22 protein-coding genes are annotated in these 18,971 nt (G+C 60.4%); 5 read left to right on the top strand and 17 right to left on the bottom strand.

Features of this window, described 5'->3' with window-relative positions; all coding sequences use genetic code 11:
• Positions 1-73: 73 nt before the first annotated feature.
• The gene (locus ABIE52_RS15985; protein WP_003945456.1) at positions 74-277 is read right to left on the bottom strand and encodes a hypothetical protein; all 204 of its coding nucleotides are present in this window, start codon (positions 275-277) and stop codon (positions 74-76) included.
• A gap of 145 nt (positions 278-422) precedes the next feature.
• Here ABIE52_RS15985 and ABIE52_RS15980 point away from each other — a divergent pair, with 145 nt between their 5' ends.
• Positions 423-578, top strand: a complete 156-nt coding sequence (locus tag ABIE52_RS15980) for a DUF6131 family protein (RefSeq protein WP_003945912.1) — start codon at positions 423-425, stop codon at positions 576-578.
• Here ABIE52_RS15980 and ABIE52_RS15975 read toward each other — a convergent pair.
• The 4 genes from ABIE52_RS15975 to ABIE52_RS15960 form a co-directional block, all read right to left on the bottom strand.
• Complete coding sequence (locus ABIE52_RS15975; protein WP_064074098.1) at positions 572-1,750, bottom strand: carboxylate-amine ligase; 1,179 nt, start codon at positions 1,748-1,750, stop codon at positions 572-574. The genes ABIE52_RS15980 and ABIE52_RS15975 overlap by 7 nt on opposite strands.
• Before the next feature lie 564 nt (positions 1,751-2,314).
• Complete coding sequence (locus ABIE52_RS15970; RefSeq protein WP_156525020.1) at positions 2,315-2,656, bottom strand: hypothetical protein; 342 nt, start codon at positions 2,654-2,656, stop codon at positions 2,315-2,317.
• A 259-nt stretch (positions 2,657-2,915) separates the two neighbouring features.
• Positions 2,916-4,322, bottom strand: a complete 1,407-nt coding sequence (locus ABIE52_RS15965; RefSeq protein ID WP_192712014.1) for a serine hydrolase — start codon at positions 4,320-4,322, stop codon at positions 2,916-2,918.
• A 185-nt stretch (positions 4,323-4,507) separates the two neighbouring features.
• The gene (locus ABIE52_RS15960) at positions 4,508-5,395 is read right to left on the bottom strand and encodes a class I SAM-dependent methyltransferase (protein ID WP_161120320.1); all 888 of its coding nucleotides are present in this window, start codon (positions 5,393-5,395) and stop codon (positions 4,508-4,510) included.
• 384 nt (positions 5,396-5,779) lie between these two features.
• Here ABIE52_RS15960 and ABIE52_RS15955 point away from each other — a divergent pair, with 384 nt between their 5' ends.
• Positions 5,780-6,265 (top strand): hypothetical protein, encoded by a 486-nt coding sequence (locus tag ABIE52_RS15955; protein ID WP_064074095.1) that lies wholly within the window; start codon positions 5,780-5,782, stop codon positions 6,263-6,265.
• A gap of 44 nt (positions 6,266-6,309) precedes the next feature.
• On the opposite strand, the gene ABIE52_RS15950 is transcribed toward ABIE52_RS15955, so the two are convergent.
• The 4 genes from ABIE52_RS15950 to ABIE52_RS15935 all read right to left on the bottom strand — a co-directional run bounded on the left by ABIE52_RS15950 (position 6,310) and on the right by ABIE52_RS15935 (position 9,544).
• Complete coding sequence (locus tag ABIE52_RS15950; protein ID WP_192712015.1) at positions 6,310-7,080, bottom strand: SDR family oxidoreductase; 771 nt, start codon at positions 7,078-7,080, stop codon at positions 6,310-6,312.
• Positions 7,077-7,664 carry a TetR/AcrR family transcriptional regulator gene (locus ABIE52_RS15945; protein ID WP_007734655.1) on the bottom strand — a complete coding sequence of 196 codons (588 nt, stop codon included), beginning with the start codon at positions 7,662-7,664 and terminating at the stop codon, positions 7,077-7,079. Before ABIE52_RS15945 ends, ABIE52_RS15950 begins: the two co-directional genes overlap by 4 nt.
• Positions 7,665-7,715: 51 nt before the next feature.
• Positions 7,716-8,087 (bottom strand): SRPBCC family protein, encoded by a 372-nt coding sequence (locus ABIE52_RS15940; RefSeq protein WP_354541497.1) that lies wholly within the window; start codon positions 8,085-8,087, stop codon positions 7,716-7,718.
• A gap of 269 nt (positions 8,088-8,356) precedes the next feature.
• Positions 8,357-9,544 (bottom strand): zinc-dependent alcohol dehydrogenase, encoded by a 1,188-nt coding sequence (locus ABIE52_RS15935; RefSeq protein ID WP_042452468.1) that lies wholly within the window; start codon positions 9,542-9,544, stop codon positions 8,357-8,359.
• A 181-nt stretch (positions 9,545-9,725) separates the two neighbouring features.
• On the opposite strand from ABIE52_RS15935, the gene ABIE52_RS15930 reads away from it, so the two are divergent.
• Positions 9,726-9,872 (top strand): hypothetical protein, encoded by a 147-nt coding sequence (locus ABIE52_RS15930; RefSeq protein WP_164490549.1) that lies wholly within the window; start codon positions 9,726-9,728, stop codon positions 9,870-9,872.
• 139 nt (positions 9,873-10,011) lie between these two features.
• Here ABIE52_RS15930 and ABIE52_RS15925 read toward each other — a convergent pair whose 3' ends face one another.
• Together ABIE52_RS15925 and ABIE52_RS15920 are read right to left on the bottom strand one after the other, a co-directional pair.
• Positions 10,012-10,650, bottom strand: a complete 639-nt coding sequence (locus ABIE52_RS15925; RefSeq protein ID WP_075832399.1) for a PAS and ANTAR domain-containing protein — start codon at positions 10,648-10,650, stop codon at positions 10,012-10,014.
• Between the two features lie 168 nt (positions 10,651-10,818).
• On the bottom strand, positions 10,819-11,694 hold the full coding sequence (locus tag ABIE52_RS15920; RefSeq protein ID WP_192712016.1) for a haloalkane dehalogenase: 876 nt from the start codon (positions 11,692-11,694) through the stop codon (positions 10,819-10,821).
• Positions 11,695-11,741: 47 nt separating this feature from the next.
• Here ABIE52_RS15920 and ABIE52_RS15915 point away from each other — a divergent pair, with 47 nt between their 5' ends.
• Entirely contained in the window at positions 11,742-12,215 is a 474-nt protein-coding gene (locus ABIE52_RS15915; RefSeq protein ID WP_354541496.1) for a MarR family winged helix-turn-helix transcriptional regulator, read from the top strand.
• A 125-nt stretch (positions 12,216-12,340) separates the two neighbouring features.
• On the opposite strand, the gene ABIE52_RS15910 is transcribed toward ABIE52_RS15915, so the two are convergent.
• The 3 genes from ABIE52_RS15910 to ABIE52_RS15900 form a co-directional block, all read right to left on the bottom strand.
• Positions 12,341-12,955, bottom strand: a complete 615-nt coding sequence (locus tag ABIE52_RS15910) for a hypothetical protein (RefSeq protein ID WP_042452460.1) — start codon at positions 12,953-12,955, stop codon at positions 12,341-12,343.
• Between the two features lie 49 nt (positions 12,956-13,004).
• The gene (locus tag ABIE52_RS15905; protein ID WP_021333197.1) at positions 13,005-13,793 is read right to left on the bottom strand and encodes a hypothetical protein; all 789 of its coding nucleotides are present in this window, start codon (positions 13,791-13,793) and stop codon (positions 13,005-13,007) included.
• A gap of 70 nt (positions 13,794-13,863) precedes the next feature.
• Positions 13,864-14,736 (bottom strand): hypothetical protein, encoded by an 873-nt coding sequence (locus ABIE52_RS15900; RefSeq protein ID WP_007734676.1) that lies wholly within the window; start codon positions 14,734-14,736, stop codon positions 13,864-13,866.
• 369 nt (positions 14,737-15,105) lie between these two features.
• Here ABIE52_RS15900 and ABIE52_RS15895 point away from each other — a divergent pair, with 369 nt between their 5' ends.
• The gene (locus tag ABIE52_RS15895) at positions 15,106-16,482 is read left to right on the top strand and encodes a WS/DGAT/MGAT family O-acyltransferase (RefSeq protein ID WP_003945789.1); all 1,377 of its coding nucleotides are present in this window, start codon (positions 15,106-15,108) and stop codon (positions 16,480-16,482) included.
• Here the strand turns inward: ABIE52_RS15895 and ABIE52_RS15890 are convergent, their stop codons facing one another.
• The 3 genes from ABIE52_RS15890 to ABIE52_RS15880 are packed head-to-tail and all read right to left on the bottom strand — an operon-like array spanning position 16,483 to position 18,826.
• Complete coding sequence (locus ABIE52_RS15890; RefSeq protein WP_003945536.1) at positions 16,483-16,914, bottom strand: PPOX class F420-dependent oxidoreductase; 432 nt, start codon at positions 16,912-16,914, stop codon at positions 16,483-16,485.
• A gap of 55 nt (positions 16,915-16,969) precedes the next feature.
• On the bottom strand, positions 16,970-17,836 hold the full coding sequence (locus ABIE52_RS15885) for a hypothetical protein (RefSeq protein WP_192712018.1): 867 nt from the start codon (positions 17,834-17,836) through the stop codon (positions 16,970-16,972).
• A 12-nt stretch (positions 17,837-17,848) separates the two neighbouring features.
• Complete coding sequence (locus tag ABIE52_RS15880) at positions 17,849-18,826, bottom strand: HAD family hydrolase (RefSeq protein WP_192712019.1); 978 nt, start codon at positions 18,824-18,826, stop codon at positions 17,849-17,851.
• Positions 18,827-18,971 lie beyond the last annotated feature (145 nt).

Genomic DNA, 18,971 nt, shown 5'->3' with positions numbered 1-18,971 from the left:
GCCCCTCACTTCGATGTGTGTCGACTCACCTCCAGGGTAACGACTAGTCGGTTTAGCGTGGATTTCCGGCAGCTCACTCGGTGGGCTGGGGGAGCGTGCAATCGGTGACTTTGGGGTTGACGCCGAAGTAGTTCAGCGGACCCGCGATGACCGTGAGCGCGATGGTCCCGACGCCGGCGCAGTTGGTCGGCGAACTGCTGTAGTAGCCGCGTTGGCCGGCCGCGACGGCCCCGACTATCAGCCAGATCAGAACGATCAGAGTCACAATTCTCATCATGGCGGGCTCGATTCTTCAAATATTATGGTGCCCAGCGAAATACCCGGTCAGAGTGGGTATGAAACGCTCTGCCGACGGGTATCCGCGGTGTATGCGGCTCGAGGCGGGCGTATCCGCCCGAGTGAACGCACTGAAGGAGCTTGTGATGATCATCCTCGGCGTGATCCTGCTGATAATCGGTTTCGTGGTGAACATTCCGATCCTGTGGACGATTGGTGTCGTCTTGCTGGTGATCGGAATCATCCTGTACGCGCTGGGCGCGGCCGGGCACGCCATCGGTGGTCGGCGGCATTACTACTGATCCGTTGTCGGCTCGTCGTGCGTATCCGTGCCAGTCGGCGCGGTCGGTACGGTGCGCTGAACGGCACGCGCAATCAGTTCCCGAAGGCAGACCTGGCGCAGCGTTCGCTGTTGCCAGTCGCTGCCGTTGCCTGTGACTGACTTGAGCTGCAGCGCCGACTCCACGCTCGAGTACTCGCCTCCCTCGTCGAGGGAGTCACGGACATGGATCAGGAGCCGGTGCAACAGTTCCGTGGCTGAAATTCTTTGTGAGGTAATCGGATCGATCGACGCTCCCAGGACGCCTTCCTTCGCGGACACCCAGGTTGCGAGGCGGAGGCTCTCGAGGGAAATGTTCGGAGCCTCGATGCCCCGGTCTATCGCGCGTAACGCAGTTGCCACCAGAGCCCGTCCAAGGGTTGCAAGTAACGCTGCATCCTCTGCTGTCGGCTGAACGTCGCAGACTCGGATCTCGACGGTCGGTAGGTGGCAGGAAGGTCGGATATCCCAGTAGGCCATCCGCTTGTCGAGCATCACGCCGCAATCCACCATCTTCGCAACCGCGGTGTCGAAGTCCCCGGTGGTCTCGAAGTACGGCGGCGGCCCGGCGACTGGCCACCTGGACCATTGGATCGCCCGCCAACTCGCGAAGTCGGTGTCGACTCCTTGGTGGACACGGGAATTGGCGCTCAGTGCCAACAAGGCGGGCAACCAGATGCGCACGTGATTGCAGACCTGCACGGCCTGTACTTGATCAGCGACGCCCACATGGATGTGGCAACCGCAGATGCTTTGTTCGGCAGCGAGGGCGCCGAAGCGTTCGCCCATCCGGCGGTAACGAGGCGAGTCGCTGATCTCGAAACGCGAAGGCCCCGAAAGAGGTGCGCCGACGGCCAACAGCCTGCAGCCGTTCAACTCGGCAGCTTTTGCCGCGAGCCGACGCATGTCGGTCAAGTGGGTTCGGAGTTCGTCGATGCCATGGCACACGGGAGAGTTGGTCTCGACTTGGCAGCGGGACAACTCGAGCTGAAGATCCAAACCCAGTGTCGACGCGGTTTCCGCAACCGCAGCATTGTCGGTGGACGGCAACCAGGAGGTCGGGTCGACGAGGATGAATTCTTCTTCGACGCCGACGGTCGGGGTCGTCGATTCGTGGCGGCCAGCGGTGGATTCGGTCGAGCAGGTGGCGCCCATGCTCGCGTCTACCCGGTCGGTCGAAGGCGGAAACCGACCCGAGGAAGCCCCGTTCTCGTCGGGAGAACGGGGCCTGTGGTCGGCCTTGCCAACATCTCGGAAGCGTCAACGAGTCCTTGCACACCGTATGAATCTGGGGACTGGCGTGCCTGGGAAAACGTACTGTGTCGGACTCGGTAAAACGAGACCCCAAGGCATGTCTCACCCCCTATTTCACCCTCGTGTGGACTTGTCCGCACACCCTTCGCCGAGTCGCGGATCATGACCTGGCGGCCTGCGGTGGTGCAGTCTCGGTTTTATCCGTGGGGCCGCCGTTATCGAGCAGATTCCGAGAATTACGAACCCATCTAAACTAACGTCCAGCATTCGGATGTGACGTTCTGGCGGAGTGTGGGGGGTCGGTGAGTCAGCAGATATTTGATCAGTTAATCGCGTGCACAGCATCCGGAGAAGTTATGGAACTTTCGAACTGGTATTGCGTTTCACCAGCGAACATCTTCAGTGGTCATGTGTAAAAGTCAGAAGATGGGAGAAAGTGCCTGGGATTGTGTTGCTACCGGTTCGTTATTGCAGACGAATGTCCACTATGTGCGTGGATGGCGACTCTTGAATGCGGGCAAAACTGCGTGTCAGCTGTGTCGGCGCTCCCTCTGCCTGGTGCTCTTGGATTGAGAGTTCCACCAGGAATATCGTTCGTGATCGACGCGCCCGGAAATTTTTCTCAAGATTTACCCACTTGCGAGTTGGGGAAATAAGCGGGTTGCGGAAGACCGAAATATTGCGGGTGGGAGCTGTTATTTCCGGTGATTTGCCCATATCTTGCTGAGTGACGTATTTGCAACCGAAGTGTCGCGCGGTCGAGAAATAATGCTTTTCATGCTTTACATTGGAAATTGCAAGATGCACGTTTCATCCTCAGTGTTAAACGAAAGGACGAACGCAATGGGTAGCTTGGAAGATTTCGACATCGCGGCACTTCTTCAGAAGGTCATCGCATTCTTCGACGGATTCTCGTCGGACGAGACCGAGCCCCCCACGGGCTAAGACTTAGCGAAGCCGCTGTGCATCCGGATGACACTGGATGTGCAGCGGCTTCTCTGTGTCCGGCGCCTTCATCGGCGAAGGCAATGAATCGGGGTGCATGGTTTCGGCCCGCCACTGGGCACTAACTGGTTGCATCCGTCTGGATCAAGAGCATCGCGTCGTCGACCGGATCGAAGTACAGAGCCGGGTCGGCAACCAGTGCAGCGTCGTCACCATGAGTTTGCATGGTGACAACCCAGGCACGATCGTCGTGTTCCACGTAATAGGCACCCGCGAGGACCCCGATGGAACTGCCGCCCTTGAATCCGCCGTAAGTGAACCATTTCGCGGACTCGTCACTGAGCGCCGGATCCTCGGCGAGAATGTCTCGAACCGGTGCGCCGCTCTCGGTCTTCGCCTTCTCTTGCAACGTGACCAACGCGGCACGCAGGTCGGCAGGCGAGGCGAACCAATCGATGTCGAAAGGCCATGCGGGGGTGGTGAATGTTGACGCCGGGATGTCCACCAGGCCGCCAGGTAGTGCCGCGAGTATCGCTCGACGCTCGTCCGGAGTTCCGTCGCGCCAAGCGATACGTTGTGCGCCTTGGCCACCCCAGCCGAGTTGGAACAGTGCGCGAGTCGGCTTGAGCGGGATGTTGAGCGAAGGATTTGCCATGCCCATCGGGGCGAATTCGGCTTCTACCTGCTCGCGCCCGACAGCAGCGATCAGCATGTCGGTGGCGGTGTTGTCGCTGATCGAGATCATCTTGCCGGCGGTATCTCGGACCGTGACTTCAGTTCCCGATGGCAGGTCCTGCATGGTCCCGCCGGGCATCGATTTGAGGTCGTCGGTGATGGTGAGCTTCTGATCCCAGGAGAGTGTCCCGTTCTGGACGGCCGTCGCGACCGCGCCGAGAACGTACAGCTTGATCGTTGACCCTGTGGGCTGTGGTGAGGTGTCGCCGACACTGAAGACTTCGGCGTTCTTTCCTTCGGTGACCTCGGTGACGGTCAGATTGGTCGGCGCGGGAAGCGCTTTGACAGCTGCCTCGAGTTCTTGCCAAGATGCGGCCGGCACATGAACGTCCTTGGTCGGTGTGATCGCCATTCCGAGGATCAGCCCGTTGCCGTCGACGACGACGTTGACGTCGAACGCACCGCCGGTGGTGCTGGTGATGGAAACTGTGCCGTCGGAGTCGCCTCCCTTGTAATTCACTGTTGTCCAAGGCTGTCCGGCTCGGATGGAGTCGAAGTCCGGAGGTGTCAGGATTACGGGTGCAGTGGGCCCGAAGTGTTCGGCGATTTCTTCCTGGGTCAACGGCGTGCTCGTGTTGAACGCACTGAGAAGCCAGGTGATCTGCTTGCCGACGGAGCTGTCAGGGATCGTGACCGTAGCGGGTGCCGCGGTGGGGGAGGTCTTTGTGCTGTTTTCAGAGGTTTGTGCGGAATCAGTCCCGGAAGTACATGCGGCGAGGGCGAATACCGCTGCGGAGGCAAGTGCTACCAGCGCGAGCGGGCGGCCTTTCCTGCGTGTGTGTTCGAGATTCATGGACTTATTTCATCAGCATCTTCTTCTGCGCGCGTCCGTCTGAGGTGTAGACATACTCAGCCTGAGGTACTGAATCGCTTCATCCTGGAGTACCGTCAACCACTTGTAGTGGTGACACGCGCCTTGCCGCTGGACAAATGGGGAGAAAGGCTGCACTCGAAGAACTTTCGTGATGACTGCGAGAGCTAGTTCTTGGTCGCGGCCAAAAAGGACGGTTGCGTTGACAGCGCTGCGATTTCTTCGGGGAGTTCGGGGATCCGACGATCGTACAGTTCTGCCAACTCGACCGAGCTGAAGCGTCGGACAGTCCAATTGTGTTCAGCCAACCACTGGCCCGGATCGGATCGCTTGTCGCTGTAGAACAGTTGCGAAATGTCCAGGTCTCCGAACGGGTCCTTGGCGAAGTACTTGGATCTGATGGCCGCAAGCTTGCTCGGGTCGGTTCCGGCCGGAAAGTCGTTCACCGCCAAGCGACTACCGGTGGCCGAGAGTTTGTCGATCCGCTCGAACAGGGCGTCGTGGGCCGGGCCGGGGAGATAGGCGAGCAGGCCTTCCGCCGACCAGGCCGTGGGTTCGTTCGGGTCGAAACCAGCCTCCTCGAGTGCGGCCGGCCAGTCGTTTCGCAGATCAGTAGGCACAGTGCGTCTATCGGTCTTCGGCTGGGCGTCGTGCGCCGCGAGCACTTCGGCTTTGAACTCCAGCACCTTTGGCTGATCCACTTCGAATACCGTCGATCCTGAGCTCCAATCCAGCCGGTACGCACGCGAATCCAACCCTGCTGCAACGATTACCGCCTGCCTTACTCCGGATTCGGTTGACGACGAGAAGAATTCGTCGAAGAACCTGGTTCGCAACCCCATGAAACCGCCGAAGGGGGTGTCCTCGAGGAGTGTGGGATCTTTCAGAAGAGCTGTGAAATGCGGCTCGGCTGCAGCTTCTACGAACCACGATGCGAACTTGTCTTCGATGATCGCGTCCGGACGGGTGCTCTCCAGTGCACGGAACGTTGCCACTGCCAGCGCGGTAAGTCCGACGCTACTGACGATGTCCCACGTATCTCCATCGCTCCGCATTGTCTGGGTGTCCTTCCGCTCTTGACGACTGAGCCGAACTCTCTCGACCCTACGCCCGTGTGACCCCTCGTCGCCTGGAACGGAACGGTCGGACTTGGAGCAGCAAATACACGCTGACCGGATCGAAAAATTCTGCAGTGCAGGGCGTTCGGTTTGAATCAGCATCCTGCCAGGAATTTGCCAGGTCAGTGCCAGTGAGCGGCAAGGATGCAGGACTTCACTGGGGTGTGCCTCAGGGCTGAGAGAGAGCCTCGAGAATCCTTCGGGCAGGGGATTGATCGTGGCATGACCATCCGCCGGAACCACTTCGTGGGACCGTTCGGTTCCAGTTGATCTCTCGGACCGCACAACGAATGTCCCGTCGAGAAAGAGAGATGTGAGCCCATGTTGCAGGAAGGCTCGCTGGATGTATTGGCCGCCGCGGCGCGGAGCGGTAGCCGTGAGTCCATGGCCAGTTTGTATGCGGCGTTTCGTCCGATGGTTGTGCTGCGGTGCCGCGCCGAGCTTGATCAGGCCGTTTCCGATTCCGCCGCGGATGCCGCGTGCGTCGCCGTTCTCACGGCAGTGTGCGACGGATCGGAGACGTATCAGCCTTTTCTACGCGTGCTGTACGCGAGTACAAGCATCGCGATTGCTCGGGCGGCATCCGACGGGTTCAGCGGTGGATCGCTCCCGCCTCCGACAACGCTCCCGATTGTCGAACGCGATGTCCTGGTGTTGCGGCTGATCGTCGGGCTCGATACAAAGGCGACCGCAACGTCGCTTGCCCGTACGACAGACGAGGTGTCACTCGACCTGCATCGGGCGCTGCGGCGATTGCGAAAGTTGTCTTCTCCGAATGCAATCAGGGAGAGCTTGGTATTCACCTGAGGGCGTTCGGAATGCGCAGATTCGGGCGGGAACGGATCCCTCCCTTACTGGCCGGCGATGTATTCGATCGACGGGCCGGCAGTCCAACCGCCGTCGACGGCGATCTCGGAACCCGTTGTGTACGAGGCATCGTCGGAAAGCAGGTAGGTGACCGCTCCGACCAACTCCTCCGGGCGACCGACACGGCGATACGGATTGTTGGGGAATGCGCCCTCTTCGAGGCTGATGCCCGTCGGTGCAGTCATGGGCGTCAGGACCATGCCGGGGTGAACCGAGTTGACCCGGATCTTGTCGCGGCCGAGTTCGACGGCGGCGATCTTGCTCAGCCCACGCACGCCCCACTTGGCTGCGCCGTAACCGCTGGTCAGAGCCATGCCCATCAGGCCGGCGGCCGAGGAGATGTTCACGATGGATCCGCCGCCGGCTGCCTTCATGAACGGCACCACCGTGTGGATACCGGTGTGCACGGACACCAGGTTGATCTGGATGATGCGCTGGAACGTCTCGAGTGGTTCCTCGGCGACTGTCTGGCCGGACGCCGAGATTCCGGCGTTGTTGACCAAACCGTTGATCGCGCCGAACTCGGATACCGCGTACTCGGCGGCGGACTTCCAAGACGCTGGATCGGTGACGTCGAGGTGAACGTAACGCACTGCGTCGCCGAGAGATTCGGCCACTGCTCGACCGTCGTCGTCGAGTAGGTCGCCGATGACGACGCGGCCGTTGCCCGCGACGATGCCGCGGGCAAACGCCTCGCCCAGGCCGCGTGCGCCGCCGGTGACGAGAACGACTTTTCCGGAGAGATCCTGAGTCATGATTGTTCCTTACCTGTTGGTGTTGCGAGATATGGCTTCGAGAACGCCCCGAGCGCGCGGGTGATGGCCTCGGGTGCGGGCGTCCGGAGGTCTGCCATCTCACGCAGTGCGGCGACTACCGCAAGTGTTGCCTGGCCCGAAGCCGCTGTGGTGTCGAGCGAGGTTTCCGGACGGTCGATCAGGCGTGCGACTTCTGGGCGAATCAGTTCCATCGTCTCGAAAGTTGCTGATTCCCAAACTCTCCGGAGTGCCGCATCACCGAAGATGATGGGCATCAGTGACCGGGTCATCGGCTCGAAGGACTCGCCGACCGATGCGATAAAGGCATTCTTCACAGCCGCTGCGAGCCCGAATTCGCGGGCTTGCGCGCTGAGTGCGGTGGCCAGACTGCGGTTTCCCTCGTCGAGCATCGGCCAGATGCTCTCCTCTTTGGTGGCGAAGCAACGGTAGAACGTTCGCTCGGAGATTTCTGCCCGCTCGGCGAGCTCCGCGATGGTCGTCGAAGTGTCGCCGCGTTCGACGAAAGCGGCAGCACAACTCTGCGAGACGCGGAGAAGTAGTGCAGTGCGGCGGGCTGTTGCCATATCCGCACTGTACCAAAAGTGGCAGAAACTGCCACAAATGGTGTCGGCCGGTCAGCCGACGTTACCTTCGATTCCGGAAACCTCCTGCTCAACTGCGTTCTTGAGGTTCAGGAGCGTCTTGCGGATGTTGCCGCGCTGAAAGTCGGCGAAGGTTTTTCCTCCGGTGGCAATTTTGTCAAACATGTCGGCGGCGAAGTCCGGCCAGCCGCGCCTGTCGTCGGTCCACGTTTCGGTAACTCGGGTTCCGTCGGGCACCGGCGAGAATCGGTACTGCCAGGTTGCGATAGAGGCGGGGATCCGGGGAGTACCGAGGCCGATCTTGTGAACACGGAATTCGAAGAGCTTCCCGGCCTCGGCAGCGGTGACTGTGCATCGCGTGGTCCACTGCGCGCGCCCACGCTTGTTGTGCCCGTCGAACTCCATGCCCAGGAAAAGCGCTTTCGCGGTCTCCCCGCAAGGTTGCGCCTATGTTTTCGGGACTCCAGGCACCCATACGAGTGGGATCGCTGATGACCTCGTAGAGGGAAAGCGCGTCGGAGCTGACGACGATGCTGTCGGAGACGGTAAGTTCGCGAGCCATTTCGGTTTCAGGTTCTTTCTGTCGAGCGTGTGTGAGGTGAGTATGACGATCGGTGGTTTCGCGAACAAGATGCGGACGTGGCGGATGAACCGTCGACCTGATCGGCGTTGAACTACAGGTGCGGTTTCAGTTGGATCTTGACCGCGCCTTCCTGCTTCTTCTGGAAGATCTCGTAGGCGTGTGGCGCCTGATCGAGCGGCAGCTGATGGGTGGAAAAGGTGTCGACACCGAGTGGGTCGTCGTCAGTGAGCAGGGGCATGATGTCCTCTACCCACTTCTTGACGTTCGCCTGGCCCATCCTGAGCTGAATCTGCTTGTCGAACATGGTCATCAGCGGCAGCGGATCAACCATTCCGCCGTAGACACCGATCAAAGAAATGGTTCCGCCGCGCCGAACGATGTCGATGGCCGAATAGACAGCGCCAAGGCGATCGATTCCTGCGTTACGCATCGCAGGCGCGGCAAGAGCATCGGGAAGGAGTCCGACGAACTGCTGCGCGAGCTTTCCGATCGGAGACCCGTGCGCTTCCATACCGACAGCGTCGATCACCGAATCGGTTCCGCGGCCGTTTGTCGCGTCTCTGATGGCATCGCCGATCTTGCTGCCGTAGTCGTCCAGGTTGAGGGTCTCGATGCCGCGTTCGGCAAGGCGCGCAAGGCGTTCGGGTACACGGTCCACACCGATTACTCGAAACCCCTTGTGGTGGGCGATACGAGCCGCCATGTCACCGATCGGTCCGAGGCCGAGGATTGTCACGGACCCACCCGGCGGAATGTCGGCGTATTCGACCGACTGCCAAGCGGTGGGGAGCACGTCGGAGAGGTAGACGAATCGCGAATCCGCGGGACCTTCGGGAACTTTGATGTGTGTGAAATGTGCTTGCGGTACTCGGAGGTACTCAGCCTGCCCGCCGGGCACCGAGCCGTAGAGCTCGGAGAAGCCGAACAATGCTGCGCCCGTTCCCTGATCGCGGACCTGCGTCGTCTCGCACTGTGTGTAGAGGCTCGAATCGCACATGAAACAGTTGCCACACGAGATCTGGAACGGAATCACGACGCGGTCACCTATCTCGAGATTCGTGACTTCCGAACCGACTTCTTCGACGATTCCCATCGGTTCATGGCCGAGAATGTCGCCTGCATTCATGAACGCACCCAGAGTCTCGTACAGGTGCAGATCGGATCCGCAGATATTCGTCGTGGTGACCTTGATGATCGCGTCGGTGGGTTCGACGATCTTCGGGTCCGGAACCGTATCGACGCTTACTTTCCGTTTGCCTTGCCAAGTCACTGCGCGCACTGGGATCGACCTCTCATCGTGGAAATGCTGTTCGCAGTCACCTGCCCGAAAGCACTGAAATGCAAACAAAATCGGTGAGGGTTGCGAGAAGTCCTGAGCGCGTTAGATTGAGATGGAGCTGGGTCCCGGTCTCTTTGCACCGGCTCCAGGACTGAGACGACGAGATGATGAGGACGATCGCATGACCGACAAAGACGACAACGACCAGTCGCCCAAGGGTGGGCACCCAGGACCCGTGGACAAGGGCGGCGACGGGGGAATGGCAACGCGAGAACAGGCGCCTGAACTGGTCGAGGAGACCTCCGGCGAGAAGTCTGACGACGAGTAGTTTCCTTTTACTCCGCGTTGGGTAACAACGGGGATAGGCCGCATCGGACCGTCCCGGAATCAATGCGGGCGAGGTTCCTCGAGGTTGAGCAGCCAGCCACGGGAACCGCCTTGAGCAGATCCCTCAACCCTGTTGTCATTCAACCCTGTAACAGCACGTGATCGAATCGGGTCCGCAGTAGTGTCGGGACCCGGAAGTCGTCAAGCGTTCGAATTATCAACTGTTCGGCAACGTCCCGGAGTTTCACGTTGGTCTCTTGAGAACGCCACACGAGTATGTCGAAGGCGCGATCGGCCGAAATGCCGTAGATCACCATGAGCATGCCTTTGGCTTGCTCGATTACTCCGCGAGAAGCGGTGATTTCGTTGACCAGCACGTCGACAGACGCTTTCACCGTGCTGTCGAGGGTTTCGGTGACGTCGATGTAGAAGCCTGAGCTGCCGACCACGGCACCCGACTCGTCCACGACGCTGTCGCCGACGACGATTACCGAGTGAGTGTCCCCTGCAGTGTCGATGATGCGGTGGCGGCTGCTGAACGGTCCGCCTGAAGTGCGGATGGCGTGCAGTGTCTGGGCAACGTGTCTTCGGTCGTCGGGATGCTTGTGCGAGAGCATCAATTCCGTCGTCGGAGCTACTTGGTCGGGTTCGTATCCGTGAATCCGTGCAACTTCGTCCGACCACTCCCACCGGTCGCCGTTGCGGTGATAGAGAAAGCCGCCCACCCGGTGTGGAGCCCCCGATCCTGACGTTCGCCCCAACCCGTCCTCATTCACCACACACGCCCCCTCGTTCTCGACCTCGTCCCAACCGGCGTACTCGCCAGTTAGTTATATCGGACAAATCCGGCGGAGGTGGTGTCCGTCCCATATTTCGGAGCATCGTCTGGATCGCTACCGCATGGGTCGGGGAAACCGGCGCTCAGAGTACTTGGCGACGGTCCCACGTCACTCGCGGTTGAAACAGTGTTGCCGCTCTGTCCATTCGGTGATCGCCGCCGCGATGGCCGCAGGCTGATCCTCGGGGGCGAGATGTCCTGCGGGACCGCACTGTTCAATCTCGAGATTTGCGATATTCGATCGGCTCCACGTGACTTCGTCAGGTCCGATCATGAGAAGTTCTGCGGGGCCGCTGAAGGTGAGAAGAAGTTTGGGTACGTCGGTGCTTTCTGCGAGCCAATCGCTGTACGCCGCCACACGTGCATTCACGTCACCGGGAGTTCCTTCGATGGGGAAGGATCGTGGCCACTCGAGAAGGGGTCGGCGACTCTCTCGTGACGGATAAGGGGAGCGATAGGCCTCGGCATCGGTTTCGGTCATTTTACCGAGAACCGTTCTGTGAAGCGCTATTTCGAGAAAGAAGTTCTCGTCGAGTACCTTCGTCTCTCCTGTGTCGGAGTCCCTCAGAGCTTCCACCCGTGCCCGTGCCTCTCCCGGGAAGTGTTCGTCCCAGGTCATCGGACGAAGGATCGTTTCGAAGAAGGCCACACCTCGGACGCGATCGGGGTGGCGGGCAGCCCAGTCCAGTGCAAGTGCCCCGCCCCAGTCGTGTCCGACGAGTACGACGTCGTCGAGTTCCATCTGGTCGAACCAGGCGTCGAGGTAGCGGGCGGTGTCGAGGAAGCCGTAGTTGATTGGCGGTTTGCCTGACCGCCCCATTCCGATGAGGTCAGGGGCAAGTGCGCGGCCTAGATTTCCTATCTGCGGCAGGATGTTTCGCCACAAGTGCGAGGATGTGGGGTTTCCGTGGATGAGTACGAAGGGTGTTCCTTCACCGCGCGAGCGGTAGGCCATGGTCGAGTCGAGCACGGGAATTGTGGGCATTGCGACTCCTCAAATAGTTTCCATATACTCTAATTGAGATAGTAGCCATGTATTCTATTTGTATGCAAGATCGAGAAACATGGACGACAGGGTCGCTGGTGTGGCACCTTGGCTTGCGCTGGCGGGCGGGGGTTGACCGAGCGATCGCGCACCTGGGGTTGACTCACGCCCAGTATTCAGTGCTCGCGTCTCTGCATGGTCTGGTGAGTGCGGGGGAGAGGCCGAGTCAGCGAGAACTCTCAGCGCACACAGGATTGCAGCGAATCTACATATCCAAGCTCGTGCGAGCGTTGGAGAAGAGCGGGTTTGTTGTCAGTGAACGCGATAGACGCGATGCGCGAGCCGTTCGCCTCGATCTCAGTGACGAGGGCAAACGAGTCATAGAGCTCGCTAAAGACATTGTCCGCCAATTGGATGCAAAGAATACAGAAGTGCTGACGAAAACCGGAGGGCGGGAACTCGCCGAGCTCCACCGCGCCCTTGACGCGTTACTCGACGCCACCGAAGCAGGAGATGGATAATGCGCCGGTCCGCTTCGTGGCGCAACCGAAGGCGATCGTGTGCGGACCCGGTCCACAGGACGTTCGTTGGGGGACCGACGGAAGCGTCGATCCCCCAACGAGATTTGCTGTCGACCTGTCGATCGTCACGGCGTCACGTTGATCGGCGAGGCCGACGCGAACTGCAGTGTGCCCGACATTGTTGCCGTGCCAGTGGCCGCGGCGGGGCAGACGGGCCCGGTGCCGGTACGCGTGTAGTTCACAGTGCCGGTGTTGCTTGCCACGACGCGCTGGTTGGGAATATCGAATGGCAGCGGTCCGATAGTGCTGGCCCCGACGGTGACTGTGCACGTGGATCCGGGCATCGTGACGACTGCGCCTCCTGCAGGAATGACCAGGGATCCCTGAGCCGATCCGGTGTCTGCCGAGACGTTCAATAGCCACGAGCCGGAGGTCGTGACCACAGCGGGTAGGCCGTTAGCCTTGCACCCGGTCAGGCTGGGGGTGCCGATGTTTACGTTGATCCCGCCCGTGCCGGTGGTGGAGTTACCCGGCGCCGCTGGGATGGTTCCGGATCCCGTCGTGCTGGAGCAGGTAAGCGTGATCGTGCCAGTCTTGATACTGAGATTGCTGCTCGAGGCAGTCACGGCTTGACCCGCTGGAGTGACGACGGTGGAAGCCGAAGCGGCGCCGGCTGCGACCGCGATCGCGGCTACTGCGGCAGCTGTGACGAAGGTGGTGCGGCGAACTGCATGGGACATCGATATCTCCTTGTTGTCGGTGATACTTCGTGAGTCGCCGGTGCTTGCTCTACTGCGTCCGCAGGCTGTCGGCGCCGATGTTGAACACATCGCTTGTGGTGGTCAACGAGTTGTGACCACTCGAAGACGGAACGTTGGCGCGAAGATTGACGGCCCAATTCAATGCGCCGAACAGTCCACATCCAGATGCGCCCGGTACCGCGAACGTCTGGTCGGCGTGCGTCACGTTTCTGACGGCGGCGGTATCCGGAAATCCTGGAACTTCCTCCAGGACACCATTTTCGGAAACTCCGAGTTTGAACATGATCGGGTTGCTCGCAGAACCCAGATAGCAGTTGCCGCCCAGCAAGGGGTTGGAGATCTTCAATCTTGCCGGAAGTGTGACACCGAGTTGGAATGCGTCGACTGTCGGCAACGCGACCGGTTCGACTGTTGCCTTGATGGTGGTCAAGCCGCCGGGGAACGGTATACCGAGCCCGAAGATTCCTCCTGGTACCTCGATGGGGCTGGAATAGACGCCTTTGGTGCCGTCAGTGGGAGGAATGAAGATCTGGTCGAACCCGAATTCAGCGTCGGGGTTCTCGCGATAGGCGACACCGCCGGCGATATTCAACGAGCCGGAAGGAATCGGTACTTTGAGCCCGTTGATGTTCATTTCGCCGCCTTTGACGACGACATCGACACAGGTGCTTGTCTCCGGATTGGCTATCGGGCATTTTCCCCAGCCCCCGAACGGCGCATTGGGCAGCGGGGCCGCCGTCGCGGTTGACACCGCCCCGAGAGTGAGGACTCCCGCTGCGACGACGGCGAGCGCGGCTCTGAATCGTATTGTGCGCATGGACAAGTGAACTCCGTTTCGAGGTGGCAATCTGTCGTCGATGACGGTTCTGTGGCAGTGGGTTGGATTGCTAGTTGGCACTACGTTCGGCAACGACGGCAGCGGGTTCGGGTGAGCCGGCCGGCTGGGGCCTGAGGCTGTCGGCACCGATGTTGTAGACGTCACTCGTCGTGGCGAGGGAGTTGGACGTGGTGGACGAGGGAAGCCCGGCGCGCCAGTTGACGATTGGATTCAGAACGCCGAACGGGCCACACCCGGAAGCTGTCGGGACCGCGAAGGGCTGTCCGGTGTGCCCGGTGTTTCGAACGACGGCAGTATCCGGGAAACCTGGAACCTCTTCGAGGACACCGTATTCGGTCACATCCAAGTTGAGTTGGACGGGGTTGTTGTCCGAGCCCAGGTAGCATTTGCCGCCGAGGAGAGGGTTCGCGATCTTCAATTTGACGGGTAGCTTCACACCAAGCTGAAATGCATCCACGGTGGGGAGTGCAGACGTCGACTCTACGGTGGCCGAAGCCTTGTTCAGTCCGAAGAGATTGTTGAATGGCAGGTCGATTCCGAGTGCGCCCCCGGGGATGTCGATGGGTTTGGCGTAGATCCCCCGACTGTTGTCGTTCGGCGGGATGAATACTTGGTCGAATCCGAATTCAGCCTCTGGATTCTCCCGGTATGCAACTCCGCCCGCGATGCGCATCGCCCCGGCGGGAATGCTGACGGAAAGCTTGCCGATCTTCATGTTTCCGCCGGTGACCGTGACGTCCATACAGGTGCTGGTCTCGGGATTGTCGATCGGACATGAATCCCAACCGCCGAAGGGGATCTCCGCTGCCGGGGCGGCTCCTGCAATGCTTGCTGACAAGCTTCCCACCGCAGCGGCGGTGGCGAACACAGTTGCGGTGGCGAGTGCGCCGAAAAGCCCACGCGACGTCGAACGTCGGGACATGTATTTCTCCTTTGGGTACAACCGACCAGTCGGGATTGATATGATGAGTGACGGTAGTCACGTGTGACTTGGATGTACAGACAATTTGAAACAATTCCGACAAAAGTATTACTGCGATCGCCTCCGCTACTACTTGTGGCTGTGAGGATTGAAATTTGTTGCAGTGCTCTGTGTCTCGTCATTCACCCACGAATCGCTGTGAGGTGCTTCGACCCGAAAAGGCGTTCGTCGACGGGAATATCGGACTCCTGTCGAAATCGAGGGGGCAATGTTTTGTCGGAGTCGCCAATGAGGGAAGTCAGGGCGAGTAACTTTGTCGAACAGCGGCTGATCGGTACTCCGGGCAGCTGCCCGAGAGAACGGATCGCCATGACGCTGATGCTGCCGCTCGACTCGATGTTCCTTCTGATGGAGTCACGGGAGCATCCCATGCACGTCGGTGGCCTGTCGCTTTTCGTTCCGCCGGAAGGGGACGACGGCGAATTCGCCAGGTCGCTCTACCGTTCGCTCACCGACGTCGACTCGATTCGGCCCCTCTTCCGTCGCAAGCCGGTGCAGTTCTTGTCGAACTTCGCGCCGGTGCGTTGGACGGAGGACGCAGACGTCGATCTCGAGTATCACGTCCGGTTGCTCGCGCTGCCCAAGCCGGGTCGAGTCCGCGAGTTGCTCGAGCTGACCTCCATGCTCCACGGCACGCTGCTCGATCGGCATCGGCCGCTGTGGGAGGCGTACGTGATCGAAGGTCTCGCCGACGGCCGAGTTGCCGTGTACATGAAGACGCACCACGCGCTCATGGATGGTGTGTCTGCTGTTCAGGCGTGGTACCGCAGCCTCTCGTCGGATCCGCACGATCGACATTCGATGCCTCCATGGGCGCAACGACCTTCTTCGGGGCGGGTTCGTGCCGGTCGCGGGCTGGACCTGCAGAGGCGGGTGGGCTCCGTGATCGAGACTGTGCAAGATGTGGTCGGGGTCGGCCCTGCGATAGTGAACGCTGCTGCCTCGGCAGTGAAGGACCACGTCGCACCGTTGCCGTTTGCTGCTCCGAAATCGATCTTCAACGTCCCGATCACCGGAGCGAGGCGTGTCGCCGCGCAGTCGTGGCCGATCGAGCGCCTGCGCAAGGTCAGCTGCGTTGCAGACGTGACGCTCAACGATGCGGTGTTGGCAATGTGCGCGGGTGCGCTACGGCGATACCTGATCGAACTGGACGAGTTGCCGGACAAACCGTTGATCGCGATGGTGCCGGTATCCCTTCGCAAAGGCGAAGAGGGTGAGGCTTCCGGCAATGCCGTAGGTGCGGTGTTGTGTGATCTGGCAACCGAATTGGCAGATCCGGCGGCCCGACTTCAGAGAGTTCACGACTCGATGAGTAGCGCCAAGTCCCTGATGTCGGGCCTGACGCCCCTGCAGATCACGGCGCTCAGTGCATTGAACGTCGCGGGTCTCGGGCTGCCGCTGATCCCTGGTTCATCCCGACTGATCACTGGGCGTCCAGTCTTCAATCTAGTGATTTCCAACGTCCCCGGCCCGACAACGACGCGCTATTGGAATGGCGCGAAACTCGAGAGCTGTTACCCGGCATCGATTCCGTTGGACGGGCAGGCGATGAACATCACCGTCATCGGCTACGCGGACACCATGCAGTTCGGGCTCGTCGGCTGCCGCCGCAATGTTCCGCACTTGCAGCGGCTCCTCGGCCATCTCGAGGAATCCTTGAGTGAGCTCGAAGCCGCCGCAGGCTGATCAATTCGACTCGCGCCTTCCGACGTCACGTCCGTTCACGACCAACTGGTGGACGTCCAGCTCCTTGTCGTCGAGGCCGAAGCTGATGATGCGTTCGGGGTGGATACGGATGATCGGCGCGTCGAGACCATGCGCAGCAGCACCTGTAGCATCCAAAGCCTCTGCCCGTCCACGGATTTCGACGCACCTGACCCGCCATGGATCTACGGATGCGATGTCGTCCACGACGAACGCGACCCGACCGTTGTCTGCGACATTGTGAAACTTACGGCTGCCCGTCATGTTGTAACCGCTGATGTCGATCGTGGCTGTATCCGGGTTGTAGTGGAACCCGACCGGACTGACTTGCAGCGTTCCGTTCCGTTGAACCGTCGCGAGGCGACCGAGAGTCTGTGTGGCCAGGTAGTCGAGTTCGATTCGGGTGAATGTCATGAAATCACGCTAGAACCTGAACTGCTGTAGAGGTCAAGAACTCCGAACGTACAACTCATTCCATCTCGTCGAGGGCCTCTTCTGCTTCGTCGACCCGCCACTCGGCCTCGCGAAGTTTCTCCTCGGACTCTCGAACTGCGACGCGGGCAGCCTTCTCGGTGTTCTTGGCGAACTGTCGTTCTTGTTCTGCGTGTTCGAGATCGGCGCGGAGTTCTTCGATGCGACGGTCGAGGTCGGACAGCTTTGACCTGGCATCCTCGAACTGGGCGGTCTCGGCCTTGACCCGTCGTCGGATCTTCTCGACGCCTGCCCTGGCTTCCTTCAATTCTGCTTTCGCCTTGGCTTGTTCGGCCTTGCGATCCGGAGCAGTGGACTTGGCCGGAGCGTGTTCTTCGGTGTGGATCGCAGGGGCGTCTTGTGCAGAATCCTCCTCCACTACAGCAAGTCCCGCCGGCCCGAAACCGCTGTAACTCGCAGCGGTCACGACCCGTCCGAGTCGAACCTGCGCGGCAGTCTCCTCATCGGCCAGGGCGGCATTGAGAGTCTGCGCGACATCGCGCAACGAATCCTCGCCGACGCTTTTTCCCCGTGAAGCGGCGATCTCACCGGATTTGTGGGCGAGACTCCGCACCACCTGCTGCCTCTGTGTCGTCAGCCGTCGCAAGTCCGGGCCCGAGAGATGGCGTTGAGCGTCGCGTAGCGATTCGCCAAGCGCGAGAAGTGCATCCAGATCCTCTGGTGCATCGCGCGAGATGAGATTGACCAACCACCCCACGGTGGTCGGCTTCCGAAGTTTTCCGATCTCTGCGGCCAGTGTGCGGTTGTTGTCGTCCCGGGCAGCCTTCACATGCTTTGTACGCGCCTCTACGAACTCGCCGGGGTCGAGGCCGTAGAGTTCGTCGGCGACATCATCGAGGGTCACGTATCAATACTGTCATTCGGCGAATCGTTCGAAGACTGTCTTCCAGTCGTTCTTGATGCTCACCACCGTCCACCCGTTTGCGCGCGAGACGTCGAGTGCGTGCTCGGCCCCGTCCACGTAGTCGAACTCGCGTTCCGGATCGTCATGGAGCACCAGAAGGCGAAGTGCCGGAACGTTCGGGTGTTCGGCGAACTTCAACATAGGTAGGTCACCGTTGCTGTTTCCGGCCGCGATGACAGGTCGTCGGCCGATTCGGTTCCAGATCTGTACGGGCTTGGCCGGCCCGTCGTCGACGACATCGGTTTGGGGCTGACGGAGAATTGTGCCGCTGTGCCCGTCGTCCTTCCACGTCAAGGCCACGCCGCTGCCGATGACGCGATCTCGGGGGATGCCGTAGACCTCCTGGCTGATCGGACGCATGAAGTCACGTCCGCCTCCAGAGACTATGTAGTTCGAGAATCCCTTGGCTGCAAGGTAATCGAGCAACTCCACCATGGGTGCATAGCTGCAGTGCAGATACTCGCGACCGAGAGTGGGGTGCGAAGCAGTGCGCAGGTAGGTATCGGCGTGGGCTTCGAATTCGTCGACTGTGACTTCGGCGAATGCCGCCAGGACACCGGCCGCGAGCACCTTCAGTGCGCTGTCGTCGCCGCGATAGTGCTTCGAGATCACTTCGTTCAACCAGGCGTAGTCCTTTTCGAACGCAGCCTGCCACGGGTGACGGTTGCGCAGAGACGGATCCTGGGCGGTCATCTCGACGAGGCGGCGCAAGATGAAGTCGAGTTGGATCGGCATCGGCTTCTCACACCACAGGGTTCCGTCGTTGTCGAAGACTGCGATCCTGTCTTCCGGTGCGATTTCGTCCGGACTTCCCTCAGTCGTCGCGCGTTCGACGAATCGCCGGACGGCCTGCTTCGGCGGGCCGTCTTGCCAGCTCGGTAGCGGGTCGCAGGTGTCCGAGGTGGAGGCTTCAACGAATTGACTGCTCATGTGGTCCCTGGCTTCCAGTGAGTCGATGACAAATCCGGCACTCTCATACTCGGATCTCCTGCCGAAAATGGCATCGCCCATTTCGGGCGACAGCGGTTCGGTGACCACAATCGGGGTATGCGATTCACCATGCGGCCGTAGAGGC

The organism is Rhodococcus sp. OAS809 (assembly GCF_040546695.1).
Classification (GTDB): domain Bacteria; phylum Actinomycetota; class Actinomycetes; order Mycobacteriales; family Mycobacteriaceae; genus Rhodococcus_F; species Rhodococcus_F qingshengii.
Note: the sequence above shows the minus strand (reverse complement) of the source record. Positions and strands in the feature narration are given on the sequence as shown.

Coding starts and splice junctions, on each gene's coding strand:
- ABIE52_RS15910 (WP_042452460.1), bottom strand. CDS start 12,955: ATGTCCCATGCAGTTCGCCGCACCACCTTCGTCACAGCTGCCGCAGTA.
- ABIE52_RS15950 (WP_192712015.1), bottom strand. CDS start 7,080: ATGACTCAGGATCTCTCCGGAAAAGTCGTTCTCGTCACCGGCGGCGCA.
- ABIE52_RS15985 (WP_003945456.1), bottom strand. CDS start 277: ATGATGAGAATTGTGACTCTGATCGTTCTGATCTGGCTGATAGTCGGG.
- ABIE52_RS15930 (WP_164490549.1), top strand. CDS start 9,726: ATGACCGACAAAGACGACAACGACCAGTCGCCCAAGGGTGGGCACCCA.
- ABIE52_RS15965 (WP_192712014.1), bottom strand. CDS start 4,322: ATGAATCTCGAACACACACGCAGGAAAGGCCGCCCGCTCGCGCTGGTA.
- ABIE52_RS15880 (WP_192712019.1), bottom strand. CDS start 18,826: ATGAGCAGTCAATTCGTTGAAGCCTCCACCTCGGACACCTGCGACCCG.
- ABIE52_RS15905 (WP_021333197.1), bottom strand. CDS start 13,793: ATGCGCACAATACGATTCAGAGCCGCGCTCGCCGTCGTCGCAGCGGGA.
- ABIE52_RS15890 (WP_003945536.1), bottom strand. CDS start 16,914: ATGACATTCACCCGAATCGAACTCGACTACCTGGCCACACAGACTCTC.
- ABIE52_RS15895 (WP_003945789.1), top strand. CDS start 15,106: ATGACGCTGATGCTGCCGCTCGACTCGATGTTCCTTCTGATGGAGTCA.
- ABIE52_RS15945 (WP_007734655.1), bottom strand. CDS start 7,664: ATGGCAACAGCCCGCCGCACTGCACTACTTCTCCGCGTCTCGCAGAGT.
- ABIE52_RS15980 (WP_003945912.1), top strand. CDS start 423: ATGATCATCCTCGGCGTGATCCTGCTGATAATCGGTTTCGTGGTGAAC.
- ABIE52_RS15960 (WP_161120320.1), bottom strand. CDS start 5,395: ATGCGGAGCGATGGAGATACGTGGGACATCGTCAGTAGCGTCGGACTT.
- ABIE52_RS15900 (WP_007734676.1), bottom strand. CDS start 14,736: ATGTCCCGACGTTCGACGTCGCGTGGGCTTTTCGGCGCACTCGCCACC.
- ABIE52_RS15920 (WP_192712016.1), bottom strand. CDS start 11,694: ATGCCCACAATTCCCGTGCTCGACTCGACCATGGCCTACCGCTCGCGC.
- ABIE52_RS15940 (WP_354541497.1), bottom strand. CDS start 8,087: ATGGAGTTCGACGGGCACAACAAGCGTGGGCGCGCGCAGTGGACCACG.
- ABIE52_RS15915 (WP_354541496.1), top strand. CDS start 11,742: ATGTATTCTATTTGTATGCAAGATCGAGAAACATGGACGACAGGGTCG.
- ABIE52_RS15975 (WP_064074098.1), bottom strand. CDS start 1,750: ATGGGCGCCACCTGCTCGACCGAATCCACCGCTGGCCGCCACGAATCG.
- ABIE52_RS15955 (WP_064074095.1), top strand. CDS start 5,780: ATGTTGCAGGAAGGCTCGCTGGATGTATTGGCCGCCGCGGCGCGGAGC.